The organism is Rhodanobacter sp. FW106-PBR-R2A-1-15 (genome assembly GCF_058789735.1).
In genome coordinates this window covers 12,314-31,637 of record NZ_JBYTEM010000024.1, presented here as the reverse complement: position 1 = coordinate 31,637, position 19,324 = coordinate 12,314, and the positions used below count along the sequence as shown (strand labels likewise).

Genomic DNA, 19,324 nt, shown 5'->3' with positions numbered 1-19,324 from the left:
TACGCATCACACCTCCAGCGTGGCCAGGTCGCCCTTTTCCTCCAGCCAGGACTTGCGGTCGCCGGCGCGCTTCTTCGCCAGCAGCAGATCCATGAGGCGTGCGGTGCCGTCGCCGTCGTCCACGGTGAGCTGCACCAGCCGGCGGGTATCGGGGTGGATGGTCGATTCGCGCAGCTGCGGCGGGTTCATTTCGCCCAGGCCCTTGAAGCGGGTGGTGCTGACCGCGCCCTTCATCTTCTCGCGCTCGACCCGCTGCAGCATCGCTTCCTTCTCGGCCTCGTCGAGGCAGTAGAACACCTGCTTGCCCACGTCGACGCGGAACAGCGGCGGCATGGCCACGAACACGTGGCCTTCGCTGACCAGCTTCGGGAAGTGCCTGAGGAACAGCGCGGACAGCAGGGTGGCGATGTGCAGGCCGTCGGAGTCGGCATCGGCGAGGATGATCACCTTGCCGTAGCGCAGGCCGGAAAGGTCGTCCTTGCCCGGGTCGCAGCCGATCGCCACGGCGAGGTTGTGCACTTCCTCCGAAGCCAGCACCGAGGTCGATTCGACTTCCCAGGTGTTGAGGATCTTGCCGCGCAGCGGCAGGATCGCCTGGAACTCCTTGTCGCGCGCCTGCTTGGCGCTGCCGCCGGCGGAGTCGCCCTCGACCAGGAACAGCTCGGTGCGGCTGAGGTCGGTGGCGGTGCAGTCGGCCAGCTTGCCGGGCAGTTGCGGGCCCTGGGTGATCTTCTTGCGCACGATCTGCTTGGCCGCCTTCAACCGTGCGCTGGCGCGTTCGATCGCAAGCGTAGCGATGCGCTCGCCCATCTCCACGTTCTGGTTGAGCCACAGGCTGAAGGCGTCGTGGATGACGTTCTCGACCAGGCCGGCGGCGTGGCGCGAGGACAGCCGCTCCTTGGTCTGGCCGGCGAACTGCGGGTCCTGCAGCCGCGTGGACAGCACGAACGACAGCCGTTCCCACACGTCTTCCGGCGCCAGCTTGACGCCGCGCGGCAGCAGGTTGCGGATGTCGCAGAACTCACGCACCGCGGTGGTGAGGCCCGAGCGCAGGCCGTTGACGTGGGTGCCGCCCTGCGCGGTGGGGATCAGGTTGACGTAGCTCTCCTGCACCAGCTCGCCTTCCGGCAGCCAGGCCAGCGCCACTTCCAGGCCCTCGACGTCGCGCGCCATGTGATGCACGAACAAATCGTTCGGCAGCGCCTCGATGCCGTCGAGTTCGCCGCGCAGGTAGTCGCGCAGACCGTCCTCGTAATGCCACTCGACGACTTCGCCCGAAGCCTCGTCGGTGAACTTCACGCTGAGGCCCGCGCACAGTACCGCCTTGGCGCGCAGCAGATGCTTGAGCTTCGGCAGCGAGATCTTCGGCGAATCGAAGTACTTCGCCTCGGGCCAGAAACGCAGGGTGGTGCCGCTGCGCTTCTTCGGCACGCTGCCGATCACTTCGAGCGGGCTGATCCTGTCGCCGTGCGCGAACACCATGCGGTACTCGGAACCGTCGCGGCGGATGGTCACCTCGACCTTTTCCGACAGCGCGTTCACCACCGACACGCCCACGCCGTGCAGGCCGCCGGAGAAGTTGTAGTTCTTGCCGCTGAACTTACCGCCGGCGTGCAGCCGGGTCATGATCAGCTCGACGCCGGACACGCCCTCTTCGGGGTGGATGTCCACCGGCATGCCGCGGCCGTCGTCGCTCACTTCCACCGAGCCGTCGCCGTGCAGCACCACCTCGATCGCCGTCGCGTAGCCGGCCAGCGCCTCGTCCACCGAGTTGTCCACCACCTCCTGCACCAGATGGTTCGGGCGGGTGGTGTCGGTGTACATGCCGGGCCGGCGCTTGACCGGGTCCAGGCCGGAGAGGACTTCGATATCGGCGGCGTTGTAGCGACTGCTCATGCGGGTGTTTCGATGGAGAAAAGACGGTGAAGCATGGGGTGGCAGGCAGGCAGGGTCAAGCTGGCGGGCGAATGCGCCATGCCGACGGCGTTCGCGGCCGAAGAACCGGACTCGGTGTTTGAATCGATCCTGGATGATGTCAACGATCGCTCCGTGTCGTGACATGGCGCAATTTATTGCGGTCCTGCGGCCGGCTTGTCGCTGCGCGGAACGGGAGATTAGAGTTGCTCGCCAGCTCGCCATGCCGCTTCGGGCATGGCGTGATCTGGTCATCAGATCGAATCAGGGGAAAAGCATGAGCCGAGGATGCAGGTTGGCCGTTGCCATGGCAGCGGTATTGGGAGTGGGTGGCTGTGCACAGCAGGCGCAGGTGATACGGCCGAGTTCGGCCCAACTGCAGGCGCTGGAGCCGCTGCCGGTGGTTGACGTCATTGATCAGGACAGCTTGGCTGCGCAGGATACTTTTACTGCCGCCAACATCAGCGTGGTGCCGGGGCCTGGCGTGCCGATCCTTGCAGCAGCAGCCGGGGGCGCACTCGGCATGGTGATCGTGAATGCCGCAGTGAAGGCGGAGGCGGAGCGTTTCGCCGAGGCGCACGTGCAACCGTTGCGCACGGCGCTGCAGGGGTTTGATGCGAGGTCGGTGCTGGGCGACTCGTTGCAGCAGGCGCTGGTCCTGCAACCAACGCATTTCGGCAATTACACGATGACGTCAACCCGACCGACCTCTGCGGCCCGTCGTTTACTGGTGCAAACCGCATATTCGATGACACCGGATTTTTCAGCACTGCAAGTGATCGCGACTGTTTCGATTCAGGACGCCGGCGCAACTCCGGACCAACCGGTTTATCGGAACGTGCTGGTTTATCAGTCGGAGCGCCAGGTGGCGCCGCAGAAAACCGCTGAAGACAGCCAACGCATGGTGACGCAGGAGAATCAGCGTTATTCCGCATTGCACGTCGATGACGACATTGCGAAGGCAAACGCCGAGCCGAATCGGCGCGACTCGGAAGCGGCCCGCCTGCGCACGAAGATCAACCAGGAGCAGGTCGAGCATCGCCAGCGGCTGGCTCAGGCGGCCCTGCCAGTCTGGGATGCCGATACCCGCGCCCAGCATCTGGCAAATGCGTGGGCAGCCAATCAGGGTGATGCGCTGAAGACCGCGATGCGGGCCAGCGGTGCCGAGATTGCACATATGCTGCAGCTTGATCTGGCCGGCCAGATCGCGACTGATCGGATCGAACAGTCGCGTAAGGTGTTCAGCGAAGGCACGAGGGAGATCGACTATGTCAGCGGCGGCCGCATGGTATCGATGGCGACGGGTGACGCCGATGCCTCGCTGAAAAAGCCTTCGCCGATGGTGATGGTGCCGGTCAATGCCGCAGGTCGCCGTTGAACGATGCCGTAGGCTGCCTTCTTCTTGCGGAAGGATCCTGGTTCCGCAGCTGGTGAAGAAAGCCACATCTGTGGTTTTCTTCGATCGCGGGCCCCGTGCACGGCCGGACTCGCTCACGCGAATCCGGCACCGGCGTAGCTGATCCGTGGCGTTTCAGGGATGTTCTGGTCAGGTCTTTGCTCGTCATTCCAGCGAAAGCTGGAATCCAGCGTCTTCAAACAGTTGGGCGCTGGGTCCGGGCTTTCGCTGGGATGACGGCTTGTTCAGACCTTTCCTGGGGGGCGGGCTTCGACGTCGAGTGTGCCGAACTTCAAAGTTGAGTCTTCCGGCCAGCAGCTGCTGGTGGTTGCTGCGGTCGTCACGGCCTCACCGATACCCCTGCGCCTGCAGCGAAAACAGCTGCGCGTAGTGCCCGCCCAGCGCCATCAGCTGCTGGTGGTTGCCGTGTTCGACGATGCGGCCGTCCTGGATCACGATGATCTGGTCGGCCATGCGCACGGTGGAGAAGCGGTGCGAGATCAGGATGGCGATGCGGCCGCCGGAGAGTTCGCGGAAGTGTTCGAAGATGGTGGCTTCGGCTTGCGCGTCCATCGCGGCGGTGGGTTCGTCCAGCACCAGGATGTCGGCACGCGAGCGCATGAAGGCACGGGCCAGCGCGATCTTCTGCCACTGCCCGCCGGACAGCTCGCGGCCGTCGTTGAACCATTTGCCCAGTTGCGTGTGAAAGCCGGCCGGCAGGCTGTCGATGAAGTCGCTGGCCATGCCCTTGTCGCTGGCGTCGCGCCAGCGTGCTTCGTCCTCGAAATGGCCGACGTCGCCGACACCCACGTTCTCGCCCACGCGCATCTGGTAGCGCGCGAAGTCCTGGAAGATCACCCCGATGCGTTGCAGCAGGGTGGCCTCGTCCCACTCGCGCAGGTCGGTGCCGTCGAGCAGGATGCGGCCGCGGTCCGGCGCGTACAGTCGCGTGAGCAGCTTGATCAGGGTGGTCTTGCCTGAACCGTTCTGGCCGACCAGGGCCAGCGATTCGCCGGGACGGATGTGCAGGTTGATGTCGTGCAGCGCCGGCTCGCCGGCGCCGGGATAGGTGAAGCCGACGTGCTCGAAGCGGATGCCGTCGTCGGGCTTAGCGCCGCGTTGCGCCATGCCGGTGGCGGGCGGCACCGGGGTCTCCAGGTATTCGTACAGGGTGGACAGGTACAGGTTGTCCTCGTACATGCCGCCGATCGCCGACAGCATCGCCGACACCGCCGCCTGGCCCTGGCGGAACAGCATCAGGTACATCGTCATCTGACCCAGCGTGATGCGCGCGACGACGGTGCTGGCGGCAATCCACGCATACGCGCCGTACAGCGTGAGCGTGCCTAGCAGGCCCAGCCCGAAGCCCCAGCTCTCGCGGCGCACGGTGAGGTCGCGGTCGTCGCGGTAGAGCTTGTCGAAGATGCCACGATAGCGGCCCAGCAGCAGCGGGCCGAGGCCGAACAGCTTCACTTCCTTGGCGTGGTCCTCGCGTGCCAGCACGGTTTCCAGGTACAGCTGCATGCGCGTTTCCGGCGAGCGCCAGCGGAACAGCCGGAATGCGTCGCCGGAGAACTTCGTTTCGGCGAAGAACGCCGGCAGCCCGGCCAGCAGCAGCACGGCCACCGCCCACGGCGAGAACTGCAGCAGCAGGCTGCCGTAGCTGAGCAGCGAGATCGCGTTCTGGCCCAGCCCGAACGTGCGCGTGACCAGCGACAGCGGCCGGCTGGATGCCTCGCGGCGGGCGCGGGTGAGCTTGTCGTAGAACTCGGAGTCCTCGAAGTGCGCCAGTTCCAGCGTGAGCGCCTTCTCCAGGATCATCACGTTGACGCGCTGGCCCAGTTGCGCGCGCAGCAGCGATTGGCACATTGAAAGCCCGCGCTGTGCGCCGGCCAGCGCCGCCACCAGCACGCCTTCCAGCGCCACCCATTCGTATACCGGCCGCAAGCCTGCCTGGCCGCTGGCGGACCACGCACGGCTGGCGTTCACCACCGCATCGACGATGTGCGCGCCGACCCAGGCCACGCCGGCCGGCAGCAGGCCGGCGACCAGGGTCAGCAGCGCCAGCGCGACGGTCAGTGGTTGGCTGGTGCTCCACACCAGTTCCAGCGCGCGCCCGCTATAGCGGAACACGCCCAGGAAGCTGCGGGTGAGTTCGCTCGATCCAGCGGGTTCGGGGAAAGGGTGGGGCGGCACGTGGGAGGTCGTCAGGCCATGGGCGCAGCTTGCGCGGAACTCCCGAGATGGGGGCCGTGCCCCTTCACGCAAGGCAGAACGTGTAGGAACGCACCCTGTCCACAGGGGACTTCCTTCGGTCGTGCGCGATGCCTTTTTGTCACGTGACGAAGAGCATCGCGCACAGAGCCTGCCCCGGACTCGATCCGGGGGTGCGCTCCTACAGAGAGACCTGGTATAGCTCGGGGAGCAGCTGTCGCAGCTGCGCCACTTTCGGCGCGTCGTTGATGACGATGTATGGGTTGTACGGGTGCCGCTGGAAGTAATGCTGGTGGTACGCCTCGGCCGGGTAGAACGCGCGCAGCGGCACTACCTGGGTAACGATCGGCGCCGGGAAGGTTTTCGCCGCGGTCAGCTGCGCGATATAGGCGCCGGCGATGCGCTGCTGCTCGGGGTTGGCGTAGAAGATCACCGAGCGGTACTGGCTGCCCACGTCGGGGCCTTGCCGGTTCCGCTCGGTCGGGTCGAGTGCGACCGAGAAGAACACCTGCAGCAGCGTGCCGTAACTGACCTGGGCCGGGTCGAAATGCACCTGCACCGATTCGGCGTGGCCGGTGTCGCCCGCGCTGACCTCGTCGTAATGTGCGGTGTCGGCGTCGCCGCCGGAGTAGCCGGCGATCACCTCGTTCACGCCCCTGACGTGCTCGAACACCGCCTCGACGCCCCAGAAGCAGCCGCCGGCCAGCACCGCGACCTGCTCGCCGTGGGCGGCGGTTTCCGGGGTATCGACGGTCGGCGCCGGGAGCGCGCCGCTGGCGGCGGATACCGGCTGGCAGGCGCTCGCGCCCAGCATCAGCAGGGCGGCCAGCGACACGGACTGGAATGTGCTGCGACGGATCATGCTGCGCCTCGCCGGCATGGCCACCGCGTGGCCGGTATCTGTTCTTCGCCGGGCACATGCCATTGGTTACCTGTGCGGGGCCGGCTGGCCCGATACCATCATGCTGATCGGTTTCATGGAGTTGAGGGATGCACGGTTCCATTGATCTGGATGCCTACCTGCGGCGCATCGGCTGGCACGGCAGCGTGGCCGCCGACCTGGCCAGCTTGCGCGGGCTGGCCGTGGCGCATGTGGCGGCGATCCCGTTCGAGAGCTTCTCCCCGCTGCTGGGCCTGCCGGTGCCGCTGGATACGCCCGCGCTGGAACGCAAGCTGGTGCACGAGGGCCGCGGCGGCTATTGCTTCGAGCAGAACCTGCTGTTCGCCGCGGTACTGCGCACGATCGGCTTCGACGTATCCGGGCTGATCGCGCGGGTGCTGTGGCAGCACCCGGAGGATGCGGTCACCGCGCAGACCCACATGCTGCTGCGCGTCGAGCTGGACGGAGCGAGCTGGCTGGCGGACGTCGGTTTCGGCAACCAGGTGCTGACCGGCGCACTGCGGCTGCAGGCCGACGTGGAACAGCCGACCGGCCACGAGCCGTTCCGGCTGGTCGAGCGCGATGGCGAATGGCGCATGCAGTCATGCGTGCGTGGGCAGTGGCTGACGCTGTACCGATTCGACCTGCGCCGCTGCGAGATGGTCGACTACGTGGTGGCCAACCACTACGTCTCCACGCACCCGGCCTCGCGCTTTCCGCGCAACCTGATCGCGGCGCGTACTACCGCCGACCGGCGCCTGAGCCTGCTCAACCATGAGTTCACCGTGCGCCGGCTGGGCCGGGAGCCCGAGCGGCACCGGCTGGCTGACGTCGCCCAGATCCGCCACGTGCTGGAACATGAATTCCTGCTACGCCTGCCGCCGCACGCTGGCCTGAATCAGCGGCTGGGCGAGTTGCCGGACTGACCCGCATCACCAGGGAAAAGAGGGGCAGGAGCCGCTTGCGGGCGATGCCCTGCTTTTGCGAATCCCGAATCTCGAATCCCGAATCTCGGCTCCAAGAGCGAGCGGGCTCCTACCGGGAGCGTGAGTCGTGCGGGTTGGGGTCGGCCAGCACGTGGATTTCGGCGTCATCGATGCGCACGACCTGGCCTGCGCGGATCTTGCAGGTCTTGCGCAGCTCGGTCGCGCCGTCCACGCGCACTGCGCCACTGGCCACGATCGCCTTGCCAGCGCCGCCGCTGTCGCACAGACCGACCAGCTTCAGCAGCAGGTTCAGTTCGACGTAGTCGCCTTCCAGTTCAAAGTCGATGATTTGCATGGGTGTCCCGGGTGGTTGGGTCAGGCGGTGGGGCGTTCGTCGAACGCGCTGTCGGGCAGTGCGAGGAACGCGAACCATGGGCGGTCGTGTTCTGCGCCGAAGGTGGCCGCGTCGTCGAGGATGCCGAGCAGGATGTCGTAGTCGGCCGCGGCGGCCTGGCGCAGTTCGTCGGCATGGTCGAACAGCAGCACGTGGCCCCACGCCGGCAGCCAGCCGAGGTCGCGCAGGCAATCGGCCAGCGCGTCCCAGTTGTGGCCGAAGCTGGCCGGCAGCTGCAGCGAGACGGCGAGGCGGCGCAGCAGTTCGTTCTTGTCGCGGCAGCCAGCGAGGTCGGTGCGGCATACGTGCAGTTCATCGCGCGTGGCGGCGCGCGCCAGGCGGTCCAGATCGTTGACGCCGACGAAATACACCCCGCTCAGGCCGGGCTTGGTCAGGTCCAGATCGAAACCGTGCGGATTCATTGGGTCATCTCGAGGCGACGGAAGCTGCGGTAGTGGTCGTCGCTGTAGTACCAGACCACCGGCGGCGTGCCGCCGGTGATGATGCGCCGCGCGCCGCGGTTGCGCGCGCCGGGCGTTTCCACCGTGTATTCGTGGTAGTAGCCGCGCGACTGTTTCGGCAACAGGCCTTCGTAGTTGCCGAACACGGCGCCGTCCTGGGCATGCGGAAAGGGGCCGCCGCGGGCGATCAGCGCCAGCGTGTCGCGCGCCTCGGGCGGCAGCGCGTCTGCGGCGGGGGCCGCGGGCAGGGCCGGGACGGAAGCGGCGGTCGCGGCCGTTGCCGGCACGGCGGCGGGTGCCGGGACGCCGGTGTAGTGCTTCCACAGGATCGCCGCGAGGACGACGACCAGCACGATCAGGGGCTTGAACGAACGCATGCAGGCAGGTGAGCGAAGGGAGGCGGCGCGAGCTTAGCAGGGCCGTTGCGCGGGCCGGGGTTCCGCGATCGCAGGAAATTGCGCACACTCGGCCGCCGTGGCCGCGCTGTCTGCGCCGCCCCCGTTCCTGGAATCGCGATGAGTCATACCCCCGAGCACACCGAGGGCCGCCTGCCGCGGCAGATCGCCTACATCATCGGCAACGAAGGCTGCGAGCGTTTTTCCTTCTACGGGATGCGCAACATCCTCACCCCGTTCCTGATCACCTCGCTGCTGCTGTACCTGCCCGAGGGGCAGCGCGCGCTGGCGGCGAAGGACGTGTTCCACACCTTCGTGATCGGCGTGTACTTCTTCCCGCTGCTGGGCGGCTGGCTTAGCGATCGCTTCTTTGGCAAGTACAACACCGTGCTGTGGATGAGCCTGGTGTACTGCGCCGGCCACGCCTGCCTGGCGATCTTCGAGAACAACCGGCTGGGCTTTTTCGCCGGGCTGGGGCTGATCGCGCTGGGCGCGGGCGGCATCAAGCCGCTGGTGGCATCGTTCGTGGGCGACCAGTTCGACCAGTCCAGCAAGCACCTGGCGAAGATGGTGTTCGACGCGTTCTACTGGATCATCAACTTCGGCTCGTTCTTCGCCTCGCTGCTGATGCCGCTGTTCCTGCACCACTTCGGCGCAGCGGTGGCGTTCGGCATCCCCGGCGGCCTGATGTTCGTCGCCACCGTGGTGTTCTGGCTGGGCCGCAAGCAGTACGTGATGGTGCCACCGGGGCCGCCGGACCCACATGCGTTTTCGCGGGTGATCCGCACCGCGCTGCTGGCGCAGCGGCCGGGTCAGGCGCGCCCCGGCCTGTGGCTGGCGGTGGCCGCGGTGGTGGCGGCGCTGGCGTCGTTCGCGCTGGTGCCTTCGCTGGGCTTCGTCATTGCTGCCTGCATCGCGCTGGTGGTGCTGATCGGCGGCGTGGGCGGCGGCGCGTGGCTGCAGATGGATCGCGCGAGCGGCGTGCATCCGGACGCTGCTGTCGATGGCGCACGCAACGTGCTGCGCGTGCTGGTGATCTTCGCGCTGACCACGCCGTTCTTCTCGCTGTTCGACCAGAAGGCCTCGACCTGGGTGATCCAGGGTGGCGAGATGGCGATGCCGTCCTGGTTCCGGCCGGCACAGATGCAGGCGCTGAACCCGCTGCTGGTGATGCTGCTGATCCCGTTCAACAACATGGTGCTGTACCCGCTGCTACGCCGCGCCGGCTACCCGCCCACCGCGCTGCGCCGGATGACCGCCGGCATCGCCTACAGCCAGGCACCGGCCTCGATGAAGGGCGTGGTGATGAGCTTCTGGAACCTCACCACCACGGTCGGCAACCTGTGGGTGCTGCTGGCCAACGCGGCGGTGCGCAATGAAACCGTCACGGGCTCCATTGTCAGCACGGGGCTCAGCGTCACCGCATTCCAGATGTTCTTCTTCGCCGCGTTCGCGCTGCTCGCCGCGCTGGCGTTCGGGCTGTACGCGCGGCGTTATCGCGAGATGGATCACTACCGATCGGCATGACGATCACCCGTAGGAGCCCGCTGGCGGGCGATGCTCTGCTTTCGCGAATCCCGAATCACCAATCCCGAATCCCGGCCCCAAGAGCATCGCCTGCCAGCGGGCTCCTACGGTGAGAGCGGGGCGTCGATGCGTGACTGCAGCGCCATCGCCGCGGCCGGGTTGCGGTGTTTGGCGGCGCTGATGAAGAACACGAACACGTCGCGCGGCGCTGCCGGCGGCTGCAGCGCGGACACGTGCGGCAGGGCGGCAATGTCGTTTCCCGCAGCCCAGTCGCGTGCATGGCCGGCCCAGCGGTCCAGCTCGACGGGCACGTAGCCGGCGGGGTTGGCGTCTTCGCTGCGCATCAGCCGCGCATAGGCGAAATCGCCGGTGAGGTCGGCCAGCGAAGGGTAGTCGGGTGAGTCGGTGAACACGGTCGGCACGCGATGGATGCGCGCCAGTTCCACGTAGCGCGGGTCGAGGAAGCTGGGGTGGCGCACTTCCAGCACGTGGCGCAGCGCCCGGCCGTCCAGTTCGCGCGGCAGCAGGGCGAGGAAGGCGGCGAGGTCGTCGGTGTCGAACGGGCGCGATGGCGGCAGCTGCCACAGGATCGGTCCCAGCCGGTCGCCCATTTCGGCCAGCCCGCCGTGCACGAAGCCGCTGACGCCCTTGCCGGTGTCGGCCAGTCGCTTGCCTTCGGCGATGTAGCGCGGTGCCTTCAACGAGAAGACGAAACCGGCCGGCGTTTCCGCCGCCCACTTCGCGTAGGTGGCCGGTTTTTGCGCGCCGTAGAACGTGCCGTTGATCTCGATTGCGCGTAGCTGGCGGCTGGCGTATTCCAGCTCGCGCCGTTGCACCAGTTTCGCCGGGTAGAAATTGTCGCGCCACGGCGCGTAGTTCCAGCCGCCGATGCCGACGCGGATGCGCGGGCCGTCGTGGCTGGCGGCAGCGAACAGGTCGTTCATGGCCGTACCCCCGTTGCCGGCCGGCGCAGCTGTTCGGCGGCGCCGATGCACAGCACCAGCCACGCCCCGCCCGCCGCATAGCCGCCCATCACGTCGCTGAAGTAGTGCACCTGCAGCATGATGCGGCTGATCCCGACCACGCCGACCAGCAGCACCGCGGCGGCGACCACCGCACGATGGAAGCGCGGCGGCAGCAGGCGCAGCAGCACATAGGCGAGCATGCCGTAGAACACGATGGCGCCGAACGCGTGACCGCTGGGGAAACTCCAGCCGGGTTCGACCACGAAGCCGTGGTCGTGCAGCGGCCGCACCCGCCGGAACAGCGCCTTGAGGCTGCCGTTGATCGGCTGGATGCCGAGCAGGGCCAGCGCCCAGATCCCCGCCAGCCGCCCATGCCGGCGCAGCAGCAGGAACAGGGCCACCACGGCAGCAGCCGATGCCACCCACCACAGGTCGCCCAGATGGGTGACCGCCGCGATGCCGCGCAACACCGGCAGCGGCAACTGCGCGTGCAGGTCCTCGGCCAGGCTGCTGTCGAAGCGCACCAGTTCACCGGCCGGCTGTCCGGCGACCGCGGAGGCGATGGCGAGGAACAGCAGGGTCAGCGCCAGCAGCAGGATCAGCCCGACCTGCCAGCGCAGTACGGTCGGCTCATCGCCGCGGACGAGCGCGTGGCGCTGCCGGCGTGCGTTGTACCGCCAGACGAGGTCACCGGTCAGCAGGGCCAGCAACAGCAGCAGTGCCCACAGTCGCAGGGCATGGGCGGCGATCCATTCCACCATCGGGTCCATCGCGTTCCTCGGTTCGCCGTGGCCGGCATGAGGGCGCCATGATCGGCGTTGCCGCACGTGGCGTCGAGCCGTGACTTCCAGCGCTGGCCTTGCCTGGGGTTTGCCGCGATAGTGGCGCGACTGTCACCCGCGGAGCCCCTGATGTCCCAGCGACCCCTCTCCCTGTGCCTGGCGTTGTGCTGCGCGCTGCTCGTGTCCGCCAACGCCGCCGTGGCGCAGGTCCCGGCCGCGCGCATGCCGCCGCCGGTCTCCACCGGCGACACGGCGCGGCCGCTGCTGCCGGCGCAGCTGCAGGACTTCGGCGCCTACGTGGACGGCGCGCGCAAGGCGTTCGACGTGCCGGGCATCGCGGTGGCGATCGTCAAGGACGGCCACGTCGTCATGGAACAGGGCTTCGGCCTGCGCGAGCTCGGCAAGCCGGCGCCGGTGGACGCGAACACGCTGTTCGCGATCGCCTCCAACACCAAGGCGTTCACCGCCGCCGCGCTGCAGCAGCTGGCGGGCGCGGGCAAGCTGAAGATGGACGACCGGGTGGTCGACCACCTGTCGTGGTTCCGCATGTCCGACCCGTACGTCACCCACGAGATGCGCATCCGCGACCTGCTGGCGCACCGCAGCGGCCTCAGCCTCGGCGCGGGCGACCTGTTGTACTGGCCGCCGACCTCGTACAGCACGAAGGAGGTGGTCGAGCGCCTCGCCAACGTGCCGATCAGGAACGGCTTCCGTGCCGGCTATGCCTACGACAACATCCTGTTCGCGGTGGCCACGCTGGTGATCGAGCAGGCTTCCGGCCAGAGCTACGCCGACTACCTGCGCGAGCACCTGTTCAAGCCGGTCGGCATGGACGAGTCGCTGGTCGACATGACGGGCCTGAAGCCCGGCATGGACGTGGCCACCGGCCACGCCAAGTTCGACTTCAAGGACCTGAAGCCGGTGCCGCCGATGGCCTGGCTCAACGACCCCGGCGCGGGCGGCATCTACTCCAGCGTGCATGATCTGGCGAAGTGGATGAACGTGCAGCTGGCCGGCAGCGAGCTGCCGGCGAAGGGCGCCGACGGCAAGCCGGCGCGGCTGTTCTCCGAGGCCAGCCACCGCGAGATGTGGAGCATGCTCACGCCGATCCGCATCGGCAAGCCGCCGGTTCCGGAACTGGCGCCGCTGGTGCCGAACTTCTCTGGCTACGGCGAAAGCTGGTTTCTGACCGACTACCGCGGCAAGAAGCTGGTGTGGCACACCGGCGGCTGGCCGGGCATGGTCTCGCGGGTGACCATGGTGCCGGAGCTGAAGCTTGGCGTGGTGGTGCTGACCAATGCCGAATCCGGCGCTGCGTTCAACGCGGTCACCTTCCGCGTGCTCGATGCCTACCTCAACCCGGAGCACAAGACCGACTGGGTGGCCGCCTACGCCAAGGCGGTGAAGCAGGCCGAGGCGAAGGCCGACGACAGCTTCGCCAAGCACGAGGCGGCGCGCGACAAGCACAGCAAGCCGTCGCTGCCGCTGGCGAAGTACGTCGGCAGCTACCGCGACCCGTGGTACGGCGACGTCATCGTCGGCCAGGAGAACGGCAAGCTGCGCCTGCGCTTCTCGAAGACCGCGCAACTGGTCGGTACGATGACGCCGTGGCAGCACGACACCTTCGTGGTGCGCTGGGACGACCGCTCGCTCAACGCCGATGCCTTCGTCAGCTTCAGCCTCGACATGGACGGCCGCATCACCGAGGTGCGCATGCAGCCGATCTCGCCGTTGACCGACTTCAGCTTCGACTTCCAGGACCTGCGCCTGGCGCCGGTCGCGCTGCCATCGGAAGCCGACTGAGATCGTCCACGCGCCGCGGCCGCTGGCGGCTGCGGCGGGTCATTACCGCCATCAGTCAAGGGGAAGGATCATGCGTGGAATGCATCGGATGGTCGTCGTACTGCTGGCGTGCGGCCTGTGCGCCGGCGCGGCGCTGGCACGCGATGCCGCGCCGCTGGCGCACAGCCCGTTCCGGGTCGAGCTGGGCGGCGCGCAGCACGCGCCGGTCTCCGGTCGCCTGCTGCTGTTCGCCGTTGACGCCAAGGCAGCCAGCGCCGCGGCGAAGGACGGCAAGGTCGACGAAGTGGACGCCAACCCGTTCGGCGCCGTACAGGCTTCGGTGGCCGCGCGCGAGGTGCGCCGACTGGAGCCGGGTCAGGGGGTAGAGGTCGACGCGGATGCGGAGGCGTTTCCCGCCGGCTGGTCGCAGTTGCCGCCCGGCGACTACTTCGTGCAGGCGGTGCTCGACGTCAATCACGACTACAACTACGGCGGCCGCGGCGCCGGCGACCTGGTCAGCCCAGTGCTGAAGGTGCGCCTGCCTGCCGCGGCGGTTCCCGCGCTGAGCCTGGACCGCGTGCTGCCCGCGCGCGAGCCGTGGGACCTGCCGGTGCGCTACTTCAGCGAGACCACCCGCAAGCACCTCGACGAGGCGCGCCGCGCCGTGCAGCCGCTGGACTTCGTCAGCCCCGCGCTGAGCGCGTTCTGGGGCCGCCCGATCCACATGCGCGGCTGGGTGGTACTGCCACCGGGCTACGACCCGCACGCGAAGCAGACTTGGCCGGTGGTGTATTCCACCCACGGCTACGGCGGTAGCACGGCATCGCTCGCCGGCAGCGCCGCGATGGTCTATGGCGCGATGGCCGAGCGGCAGATGCCGGCGATGATCTGGGTGTTCCTGGACGAATCCAGCCCCACCGGCACGCACGAGTTCGCCGACTCGGTGAACAACGGCCCGTGGGGCACGGCGCTCACCACCGAGCTGATCCCGCAGCTGGAAAAAACCTGGCGCATGGACGCGAAGCCGAGCGGCCGCTTCCTGCAGGGCCACTCCTCCGGTGGCTGGGCCACACTGTGGCTGCAGACGCGCTACCCGACGGTGTTCGGCGGCACCTGGTCCACCTCGCCCGACCCCAGCGACTTCCACGACTTCACCGGCGTCGACCTGTACGCACCGCACGCGAACGTGTACCGCAAGCCGGACGGTTCGGCCTACCCGCTGGTACGCGACAAGGGCAAGGTAATCGCCAACTACGAGGCATTCGCCAAGCTCGAGCGCGTGCTGGGTGCGTACGGCGGCCAGATGGCCTCGTTCGAGTGGGTGTTCTCGCCGCGCGGCGCGGACGGCCGCCCGCTGCCGATGTTCGACCGCGACACCGGCGCGGTCGATCCCGCGGTGGTGGCGTACTGGCGCGAGCACTACGACATCGCCCATCTCGTGCAGGCCAACTGGCCGCGGCTGAAGGCGGACCTGGACGGCAAGATCCACGTGGTGGTGGGCACCGCCGACACGTTCTACCTCGACGGCGCCGCGCACCGGCTCAAGGCGGTGCTGGACGCGCTGGGTGCGCAGTCGGACTTCCGCTTCCTGCCGGAGCGCACCCACTCCGACCTGTACGTGCAGGGCAAGGATCGTCAGGGGCTGCTCAAGCAGATGGCGTGGGAGATGTACGCGGTCGCCCGGCCGGGCACGCAACTGAAGCTCGCCGCGGCCGCACCCTAGCGGTTTTAGCCACGGCGCCGCTGCGCGGTCCTGCCGACCGGCCCCACCGCACAGCCATTCCCTTTCCCGGGCGCATGGCGCGTTTTCGCAAGTTCGTTCGAGGCAGCCGACTGCCGGATGAATGCCACGCCGCCATCACGTTTGCGTCGTCATGATTCCGCTGCATAGTCATGCCGCAAGTGCCGCGGTAGCGGGTGCTTGGGAGCGTCGTCGCGTACCCACCCTGGAGGGAATCTGCATGAAATCTTCGAGTCTTGCCGCCATCGCCCTGGCCTGTCTGCTGGCGATGCCGGCTGTCTATGCACAACAGGCATCCGCCCCGTCCGGTTCGACCGGTCAATGCAAGGACGGCAGCTACACCAGCACCGCCACCAAGCGCGGCGCCTGCAAGGGGCACAAGGGCGTGAAGGAGTGGTATGCGGCGGCCAGCGCACCGGCGGCCAAGCCCGCGCCGGCAGCTGCGCCGGCTCCGGCTCCGGCTCCGGCCCCAACCCCAACCCCAACCCCAACCCCAACCCCAACCCCAACCCCAACCCCAACCCCAACCCCAACCCCAACCCCAACCGCCGCTGCTCCGGCGGCGCCGGCGGCGAATGCCGCCATGAAGCCCCACGCGATGCCGGCTCCGGCAGCCAACGCCGCGCCGGGCGGTGGTCCGGGCATGGTCTGGGTCAACGACAGCAGCAAGGTCTACCACTGCTCCGGTGACAAGTGGTACGGCAAGACCAAGCATGGCCAGTACATGAGCGAAGCCGACGCCAAGGCCAAGGGCAACCACGCCGAGCATGGCAAGGCCTGTACACCGTAAAGCTTCCAGCTGCACGCTTGACGAGGGGCCGGCGCAAGCCGGCCTCTTGTTTTACGGGTTACCCGGGCTGCCACGGGTCGTAGCTGCCGAAGTACCACAGGTGGCCTTCCGGGTCGTGGCAGCTGTAGCCGGCACCGCCGTAGTCCTTCTCGGCGTAGTCATCGACGATCACCGCGCCGGCCGCCTTCGCCCGCTGGTAATGCGCCTTGCAGTCGGCCACGGTCACGCGGGCGCACTGCGTCTCGCGGCCGCCGATCTCGTCGGGCTGTGCGATGTGCCGGCCGAACGCGTTGTCGCGCACTTCGCCGAGCATGACCATGCCGCTGCCGAAGGTGAGCTGGGCGTGTGCCACGCTGCCGTCCTCGCTCTCGTAAACCGCCTGTTTTTCGAAACCGAACGCCTTGCACAGCCACTCGATGGCGGCATGCGCGTCGCGATAGCGCAGGCAGGGCATGATGGTGCTGCCGTGGGAATGGGACGCCGGCAAGGCGGGACTCCGTGGGCGGAAATTTCGCGCAGGCTAGCGTGCCGGTTGTCGCCGTTCCGTGCAGCGGCTCAGCCGGTGTGCTCGTCGTCCTCGGGCAGCGGCGGCAGCGTGCGCACCAGCATGCTCTGCGGGCTGGTCATCGGCAGCCGCTCGCGACGCAGGCGTTCGAGGATTTCGAACAGCAGCTCGCTCTTCACGCTGCCGGCCTCGCGCGGACCGCTGACGTAGGCGACGCAGTTGAACGTCATCACGCCAGTGGCGACACTTTCCAGCTGCACGTACGGCGCCGGCGCAGCCAGCGTGCCGTGGTGCGCACGCAGGATGCCCAGCACCAGCTCGCGCACCTTGCCGGCGTCGGTGTCCAGCGGCATCGGCAGCTTGATCTGCACGCGGCCCTGCGCGTTGGCCAGGGTCACGTTGCGCACGTTCTGCGTGATCAGCTGCGAGTTCGGTACGATCACAGTGGAGCGGTCACCCATCTGGATCTCGGTGGCGCGCACGTTGATGCGCCGGATGTCGCCCTCGACGTCGCTCGACAGGCTGACCCAGTCGCCCACCTTCACCGGCCGTTCGACCAGCAGGATCAGGCCGGAGATGAAGTTCTGCACGATCGCCTGCAGGCCGAAGCCGATACCCACCGACAGTGCGCTGACGATCCAGGTGATGCTCTTCAGGTCCACGTGCAGCGCCGCCAGCGTCAGCACCGCCACCAGCAGCCCGCCGACGTAGCCGAGCAGGGTGACGATGGAGTCCTGCATGCCCTTTTCCATCGTGGACTTCGGCAGCAGCTGCTCGGCCAGCCAGCGCTTGAGCATGCGCAGCACGAACATCCCGACGACCAGCACCAGCACGCCGCCGAAGATGGTGCCCGGGTTGATCGCCAGTTCGCCGAGCTTGACGCTGCCCAGGGTCTGCTCGGCGCTGGCCAGCAGGTCTTTCGGGCCAGCGCCGAACGGGGTCAGCACGGTGGCCAGCGCCAGCAGCACCAGCCCCACGCGGCCGATGCCGGTGAGCAGAACGGCGGTCTGCTCCAGCGTGTGCGGCGCCAGTTCGAAGGTGGCCTGCAGCCGCCGGCCGCTGCGCCCGTGCGGCAACAGCAAGGTGTCGATCAGGTCGGTGAGCAGCTGGATCAGCAAGTAGACCGTGGCCACGATCACGCCGACCCACAGCATCTGCACGGCGACGAAGAACGCCAGCGCGATGAAACCGGTGGCCACGCCCAGCCAGCTGACGGCCACACCGAGCGCGGCGGCGGCGCTGAGGAGGCCGATCCATAGCGGTCGGTGTTCCGGCTCGGCGCCTTCAGCGGCGGCTGCCCGGCGGGCGCGGCGCAGGCGCAGCAGGGCCAGGCCGATCAGGCCGCTGATGACCAGCGCGAACAGGCCGCGCGTAGCCACCGAGGCCGGCAGGCTGGTGCCGATCGCGCGGCTGGTGCGGTCGAGCAGGCCGAACAGCAGCGCCGCCGCGGCCAGCAGCCAGGGGAACAAGTGCAGCCGCTGCGCCGCCAGGTCCGACAACGCCGGCAGGCGCCACGACGGCCGCCGCACCGACAACAGCGCCCGGCCCAGCCCGGTGACGTAGGCGGCGAAGTACACCAGCCCGACCACACTGGTGGCCAGCGCGGCGAGGTCGTTGTCGAGAATGCCGTTCCAGTTCAGCCCCTGGTAGGCCAGTTGCGCGGCCAGCCCGGTGGTCAGGACGGCGCTCAGCGCCACGGCGGTGGCCATCGCGCTGCGTCGCAGGTGGCCGTCCGGCACGTGGCGCGCGGCCAGCAGCAGCAACAGCCATTCCAGCAGTCGGCGGCCGCCGACCAGCAGTAGCACGGCGGTGACCAGGCACCACATCAACGGCTGCCGGTTTGGCGGCTGCCATGCCTGCGCCATGGCGCCGGCGAAGCGTGCGCCGAGGCGTTTGAACCGCACCATATCGTCCGGAAACGCCCGCACCGGATCGGCCCAGAACGTGCGGCTGAACGGGGTGGCCGTGCGCGAGGCCAGCCGCGCCTGGAACTCGTCGTTGCGCAGGCCGTTGATCTGCGCCGCCAGTTGCGTCGCGTTCTGGCCGAGCAACTGCGCTTGCTTGATCTGTGCGTCCAGGTCGGCCTGCGCCTTGTCCAGCTTGCGGCGCTGCGTGGCGACTTCCGGCGCCTCGGCCGGCGCACCCTTCGCCGGCACGGGCCCCAGCACGGCCAGCTGCGCCTGCAGCGCGGTCATCTGCGGCGCCAGGTTGGTGGCCAGCTGGCGCGCCTGGTCCTGCACGCCGAGTGCGGTGTTGCGTAGGTCGGCCAGCGGCGTGTCGGACTTGTTGTCCTTCAGCGCGGCTTTGACCGTGTCGAGCTGGCTGCCAAGCTGGTCCAGTGTCGGCGCAGGGGTCGCTGCCGGCGCGGTGGTCGGCGGCGACTGGTCGTTGTCCTGGGCAGGCGACGCGGCACTGCCAAGCGTCAACAACAGGAGCAGGAGGAAACGGAGCAGGTTGGGCATCCGTCCATGATCGGAGCGCCACCGCAGGCGGTCAATCGTGCCGGGACGGAGGAACAGCGGAACCTGCGGCTGGCGTTCAGGCTCGGTGTCGTGCCCTTCGCGGCGGGCTGCCCGGAGCGGCGGCTCCGCCCTCGGCGGTGGCAGGTCTCGCGCCGATCACGAAAGCGCCGCATCGTCACACGTATCGTGC

The 19,324-nt window shown here is 68.2% G+C and carries 18 protein-coding genes and 1 pseudogene; 9 read left to right on the top strand and 10 right to left on the bottom strand.

Translation table 11 applies throughout. The annotated features are described in order from the left end of the window. Positions 1-6: 6 nt before the first annotated feature. Positions 7-1,896 carry a DNA topoisomerase IV subunit B gene (parE, locus tag AC3WTD_RS12810; RefSeq protein WP_492613999.1) on the bottom strand — a complete coding sequence of 630 codons (1,890 nt, stop codon included), beginning with the start codon at positions 1,894-1,896 and terminating at the stop codon, positions 7-9. A gap of 33 nt (positions 1,897-1,929) precedes the next feature. On the opposite strand from parE, the gene AC3WTD_RS12805 reads away from it, so the two are divergent. Together AC3WTD_RS12805 and AC3WTD_RS12800 are read left to right on the top strand one after the other, a co-directional pair. Continuing rightward, on the top strand, positions 1,930-2,058 hold the full coding sequence (locus AC3WTD_RS12805; RefSeq protein WP_255324866.1) for a hypothetical protein: 129 nt from the start codon (positions 1,930-1,932) through the stop codon (positions 2,056-2,058). 163 nt (positions 2,059-2,221) lie between these two features. After that, positions 2,222-3,292, top strand: a complete 1,071-nt coding sequence (locus tag AC3WTD_RS12800) for a hypothetical protein (protein WP_492613998.1) — start codon at positions 2,222-2,224, stop codon at positions 3,290-3,292. Between the two features lie 366 nt (positions 3,293-3,658). On the opposite strand, the gene AC3WTD_RS12795 is transcribed toward AC3WTD_RS12800, so the two are convergent. Together AC3WTD_RS12795 and msrA are read right to left on the bottom strand one after the other, a co-directional pair. After that, the gene (locus tag AC3WTD_RS12795; RefSeq protein ID WP_492613997.1) at positions 3,659-5,506 is read right to left on the bottom strand and encodes an ABC transporter ATP-binding protein; all 1,848 of its coding nucleotides are present in this window, start codon (positions 5,504-5,506) and stop codon (positions 3,659-3,661) included. A gap of 199 nt (positions 5,507-5,705) precedes the next feature. Beyond that, positions 5,706-6,386 carry a peptide-methionine (S)-S-oxide reductase MsrA gene (gene msrA, locus AC3WTD_RS12790; protein WP_492613996.1) on the bottom strand — a complete coding sequence of 227 codons (681 nt, stop codon included), beginning with the start codon at positions 6,384-6,386 and terminating at the stop codon, positions 5,706-5,708. On the opposite strand from msrA, the gene AC3WTD_RS12785 reads away from it, so the two are divergent. Then, positions 6,385-6,531 carry a hypothetical protein gene (locus tag AC3WTD_RS12785; RefSeq protein WP_492613995.1) on the top strand — a complete coding sequence of 49 codons (147 nt, stop codon included), beginning with the start codon at positions 6,385-6,387 and terminating at the stop codon, positions 6,529-6,531. The genes msrA and AC3WTD_RS12785 overlap by 2 nt on opposite strands. Beyond that, positions 6,515-7,330 (top strand): arylamine N-acetyltransferase family protein, encoded by an 816-nt coding sequence (locus AC3WTD_RS12780; protein ID WP_492613994.1) that lies wholly within the window; start codon positions 6,515-6,517, stop codon positions 7,328-7,330. Before AC3WTD_RS12785 ends, AC3WTD_RS12780 begins: the two co-directional genes overlap by 17 nt. A 109-nt stretch (positions 7,331-7,439) precedes the next feature. Here AC3WTD_RS12780 and AC3WTD_RS12775 read toward each other — a convergent pair whose 3' ends face one another. Genes AC3WTD_RS12775 through AC3WTD_RS12765 form a run of 3 tightly spaced genes read right to left on the bottom strand, consistent with a single transcriptional unit; the run spans position 7,440 to position 8,562 of the window. Then, positions 7,440-7,685, bottom strand: a complete 246-nt coding sequence (locus tag AC3WTD_RS12775) for an RNA-binding S4 domain-containing protein (protein WP_027493879.1) — start codon at positions 7,683-7,685, stop codon at positions 7,440-7,442. Between the two features lie 20 nt (positions 7,686-7,705). Further along, positions 7,706-8,146 (bottom strand): barstar family protein, encoded by a 441-nt coding sequence (locus tag AC3WTD_RS12770; protein WP_027493878.1) that lies wholly within the window; start codon positions 8,144-8,146, stop codon positions 7,706-7,708. Beyond that, complete coding sequence (locus AC3WTD_RS12765; protein WP_492613993.1) at positions 8,143-8,562, bottom strand: ribonuclease domain-containing protein; 420 nt, start codon at positions 8,560-8,562, stop codon at positions 8,143-8,145. Before AC3WTD_RS12765 ends, AC3WTD_RS12770 begins: the two co-directional genes overlap by 4 nt. A 138-nt stretch (positions 8,563-8,700) precedes the next feature. On the opposite strand from AC3WTD_RS12765, the gene AC3WTD_RS12760 reads away from it, so the two are divergent. Continuing rightward, positions 8,701-10,107 (top strand): POT-type proton-dependent oligopeptide transporter, encoded by a 1,407-nt coding sequence (locus tag AC3WTD_RS12760; RefSeq protein WP_492613992.1) that lies wholly within the window; start codon positions 8,701-8,703, stop codon positions 10,105-10,107. A 104-nt stretch (positions 10,108-10,211) separates the two neighbouring features. Here the strand turns inward: AC3WTD_RS12760 and AC3WTD_RS12755 are convergent, their stop codons facing one another. Further along, entirely contained in the window at positions 10,212-11,051 is an 840-nt protein-coding gene (locus AC3WTD_RS12755) for a DUF72 domain-containing protein (protein WP_492613991.1), read from the bottom strand. After that, complete coding sequence (locus tag AC3WTD_RS12750; protein ID WP_492613990.1) at positions 11,048-11,842, bottom strand: phosphatase PAP2 family protein; 795 nt, start codon at positions 11,840-11,842, stop codon at positions 11,048-11,050. The genes AC3WTD_RS12755 and AC3WTD_RS12750 overlap by 4 nt, the downstream gene beginning before the upstream one ends. 141 nt (positions 11,843-11,983) lie before the next feature. Here AC3WTD_RS12750 and AC3WTD_RS12745 point away from each other — a divergent pair, with 141 nt between their 5' ends. The 4 genes and pseudogenes from AC3WTD_RS12745 to AC3WTD_RS12730 all read left to right on the top strand — a co-directional run bounded on the left by AC3WTD_RS12745 (position 11,984) and on the right by AC3WTD_RS12730 (position 16,167). Next, entirely contained in the window at positions 11,984-13,657 is a 1,674-nt protein-coding gene (locus AC3WTD_RS12745) for a serine hydrolase (RefSeq protein WP_492613989.1), read from the top strand. Positions 13,658-13,727: 70 nt separating this feature from the next. Continuing rightward, the gene (locus AC3WTD_RS12740; protein WP_492613988.1) at positions 13,728-15,359 is read left to right on the top strand and encodes an alpha/beta hydrolase-fold protein; all 1,632 of its coding nucleotides are present in this window, start codon (positions 13,728-13,730) and stop codon (positions 15,357-15,359) included. Positions 15,360-15,480: 121 nt separating this feature from the next. After that, positions 15,481-15,765, top strand: a pseudogene (locus AC3WTD_RS12735) (DUF3761 domain-containing protein); the annotation flags it as partial. 195 nt (positions 15,766-15,960) lie between these two features. After that, on the top strand, positions 15,961-16,167 hold the full coding sequence (locus AC3WTD_RS12730) for a hypothetical protein (RefSeq protein WP_492614021.1): 207 nt from the start codon (positions 15,961-15,963) through the stop codon (positions 16,165-16,167). Between the two features lie 58 nt (positions 16,168-16,225). Here AC3WTD_RS12730 and AC3WTD_RS12725 read toward each other — a convergent pair whose 3' ends face one another. Beyond that, complete coding sequence (locus tag AC3WTD_RS12725) at positions 16,226-16,621, bottom strand: VOC family protein (RefSeq protein ID WP_051257650.1); 396 nt, start codon at positions 16,619-16,621, stop codon at positions 16,226-16,228. A gap of 101 nt (positions 16,622-16,722) precedes the next feature. Further along, entirely contained in the window at positions 16,723-19,134 is a 2,412-nt protein-coding gene (locus tag AC3WTD_RS12720) for a DUF3772 domain-containing protein (protein ID WP_492613987.1), read from the bottom strand. Between the last annotated feature and the right edge of the window lie 190 nt (positions 19,135-19,324).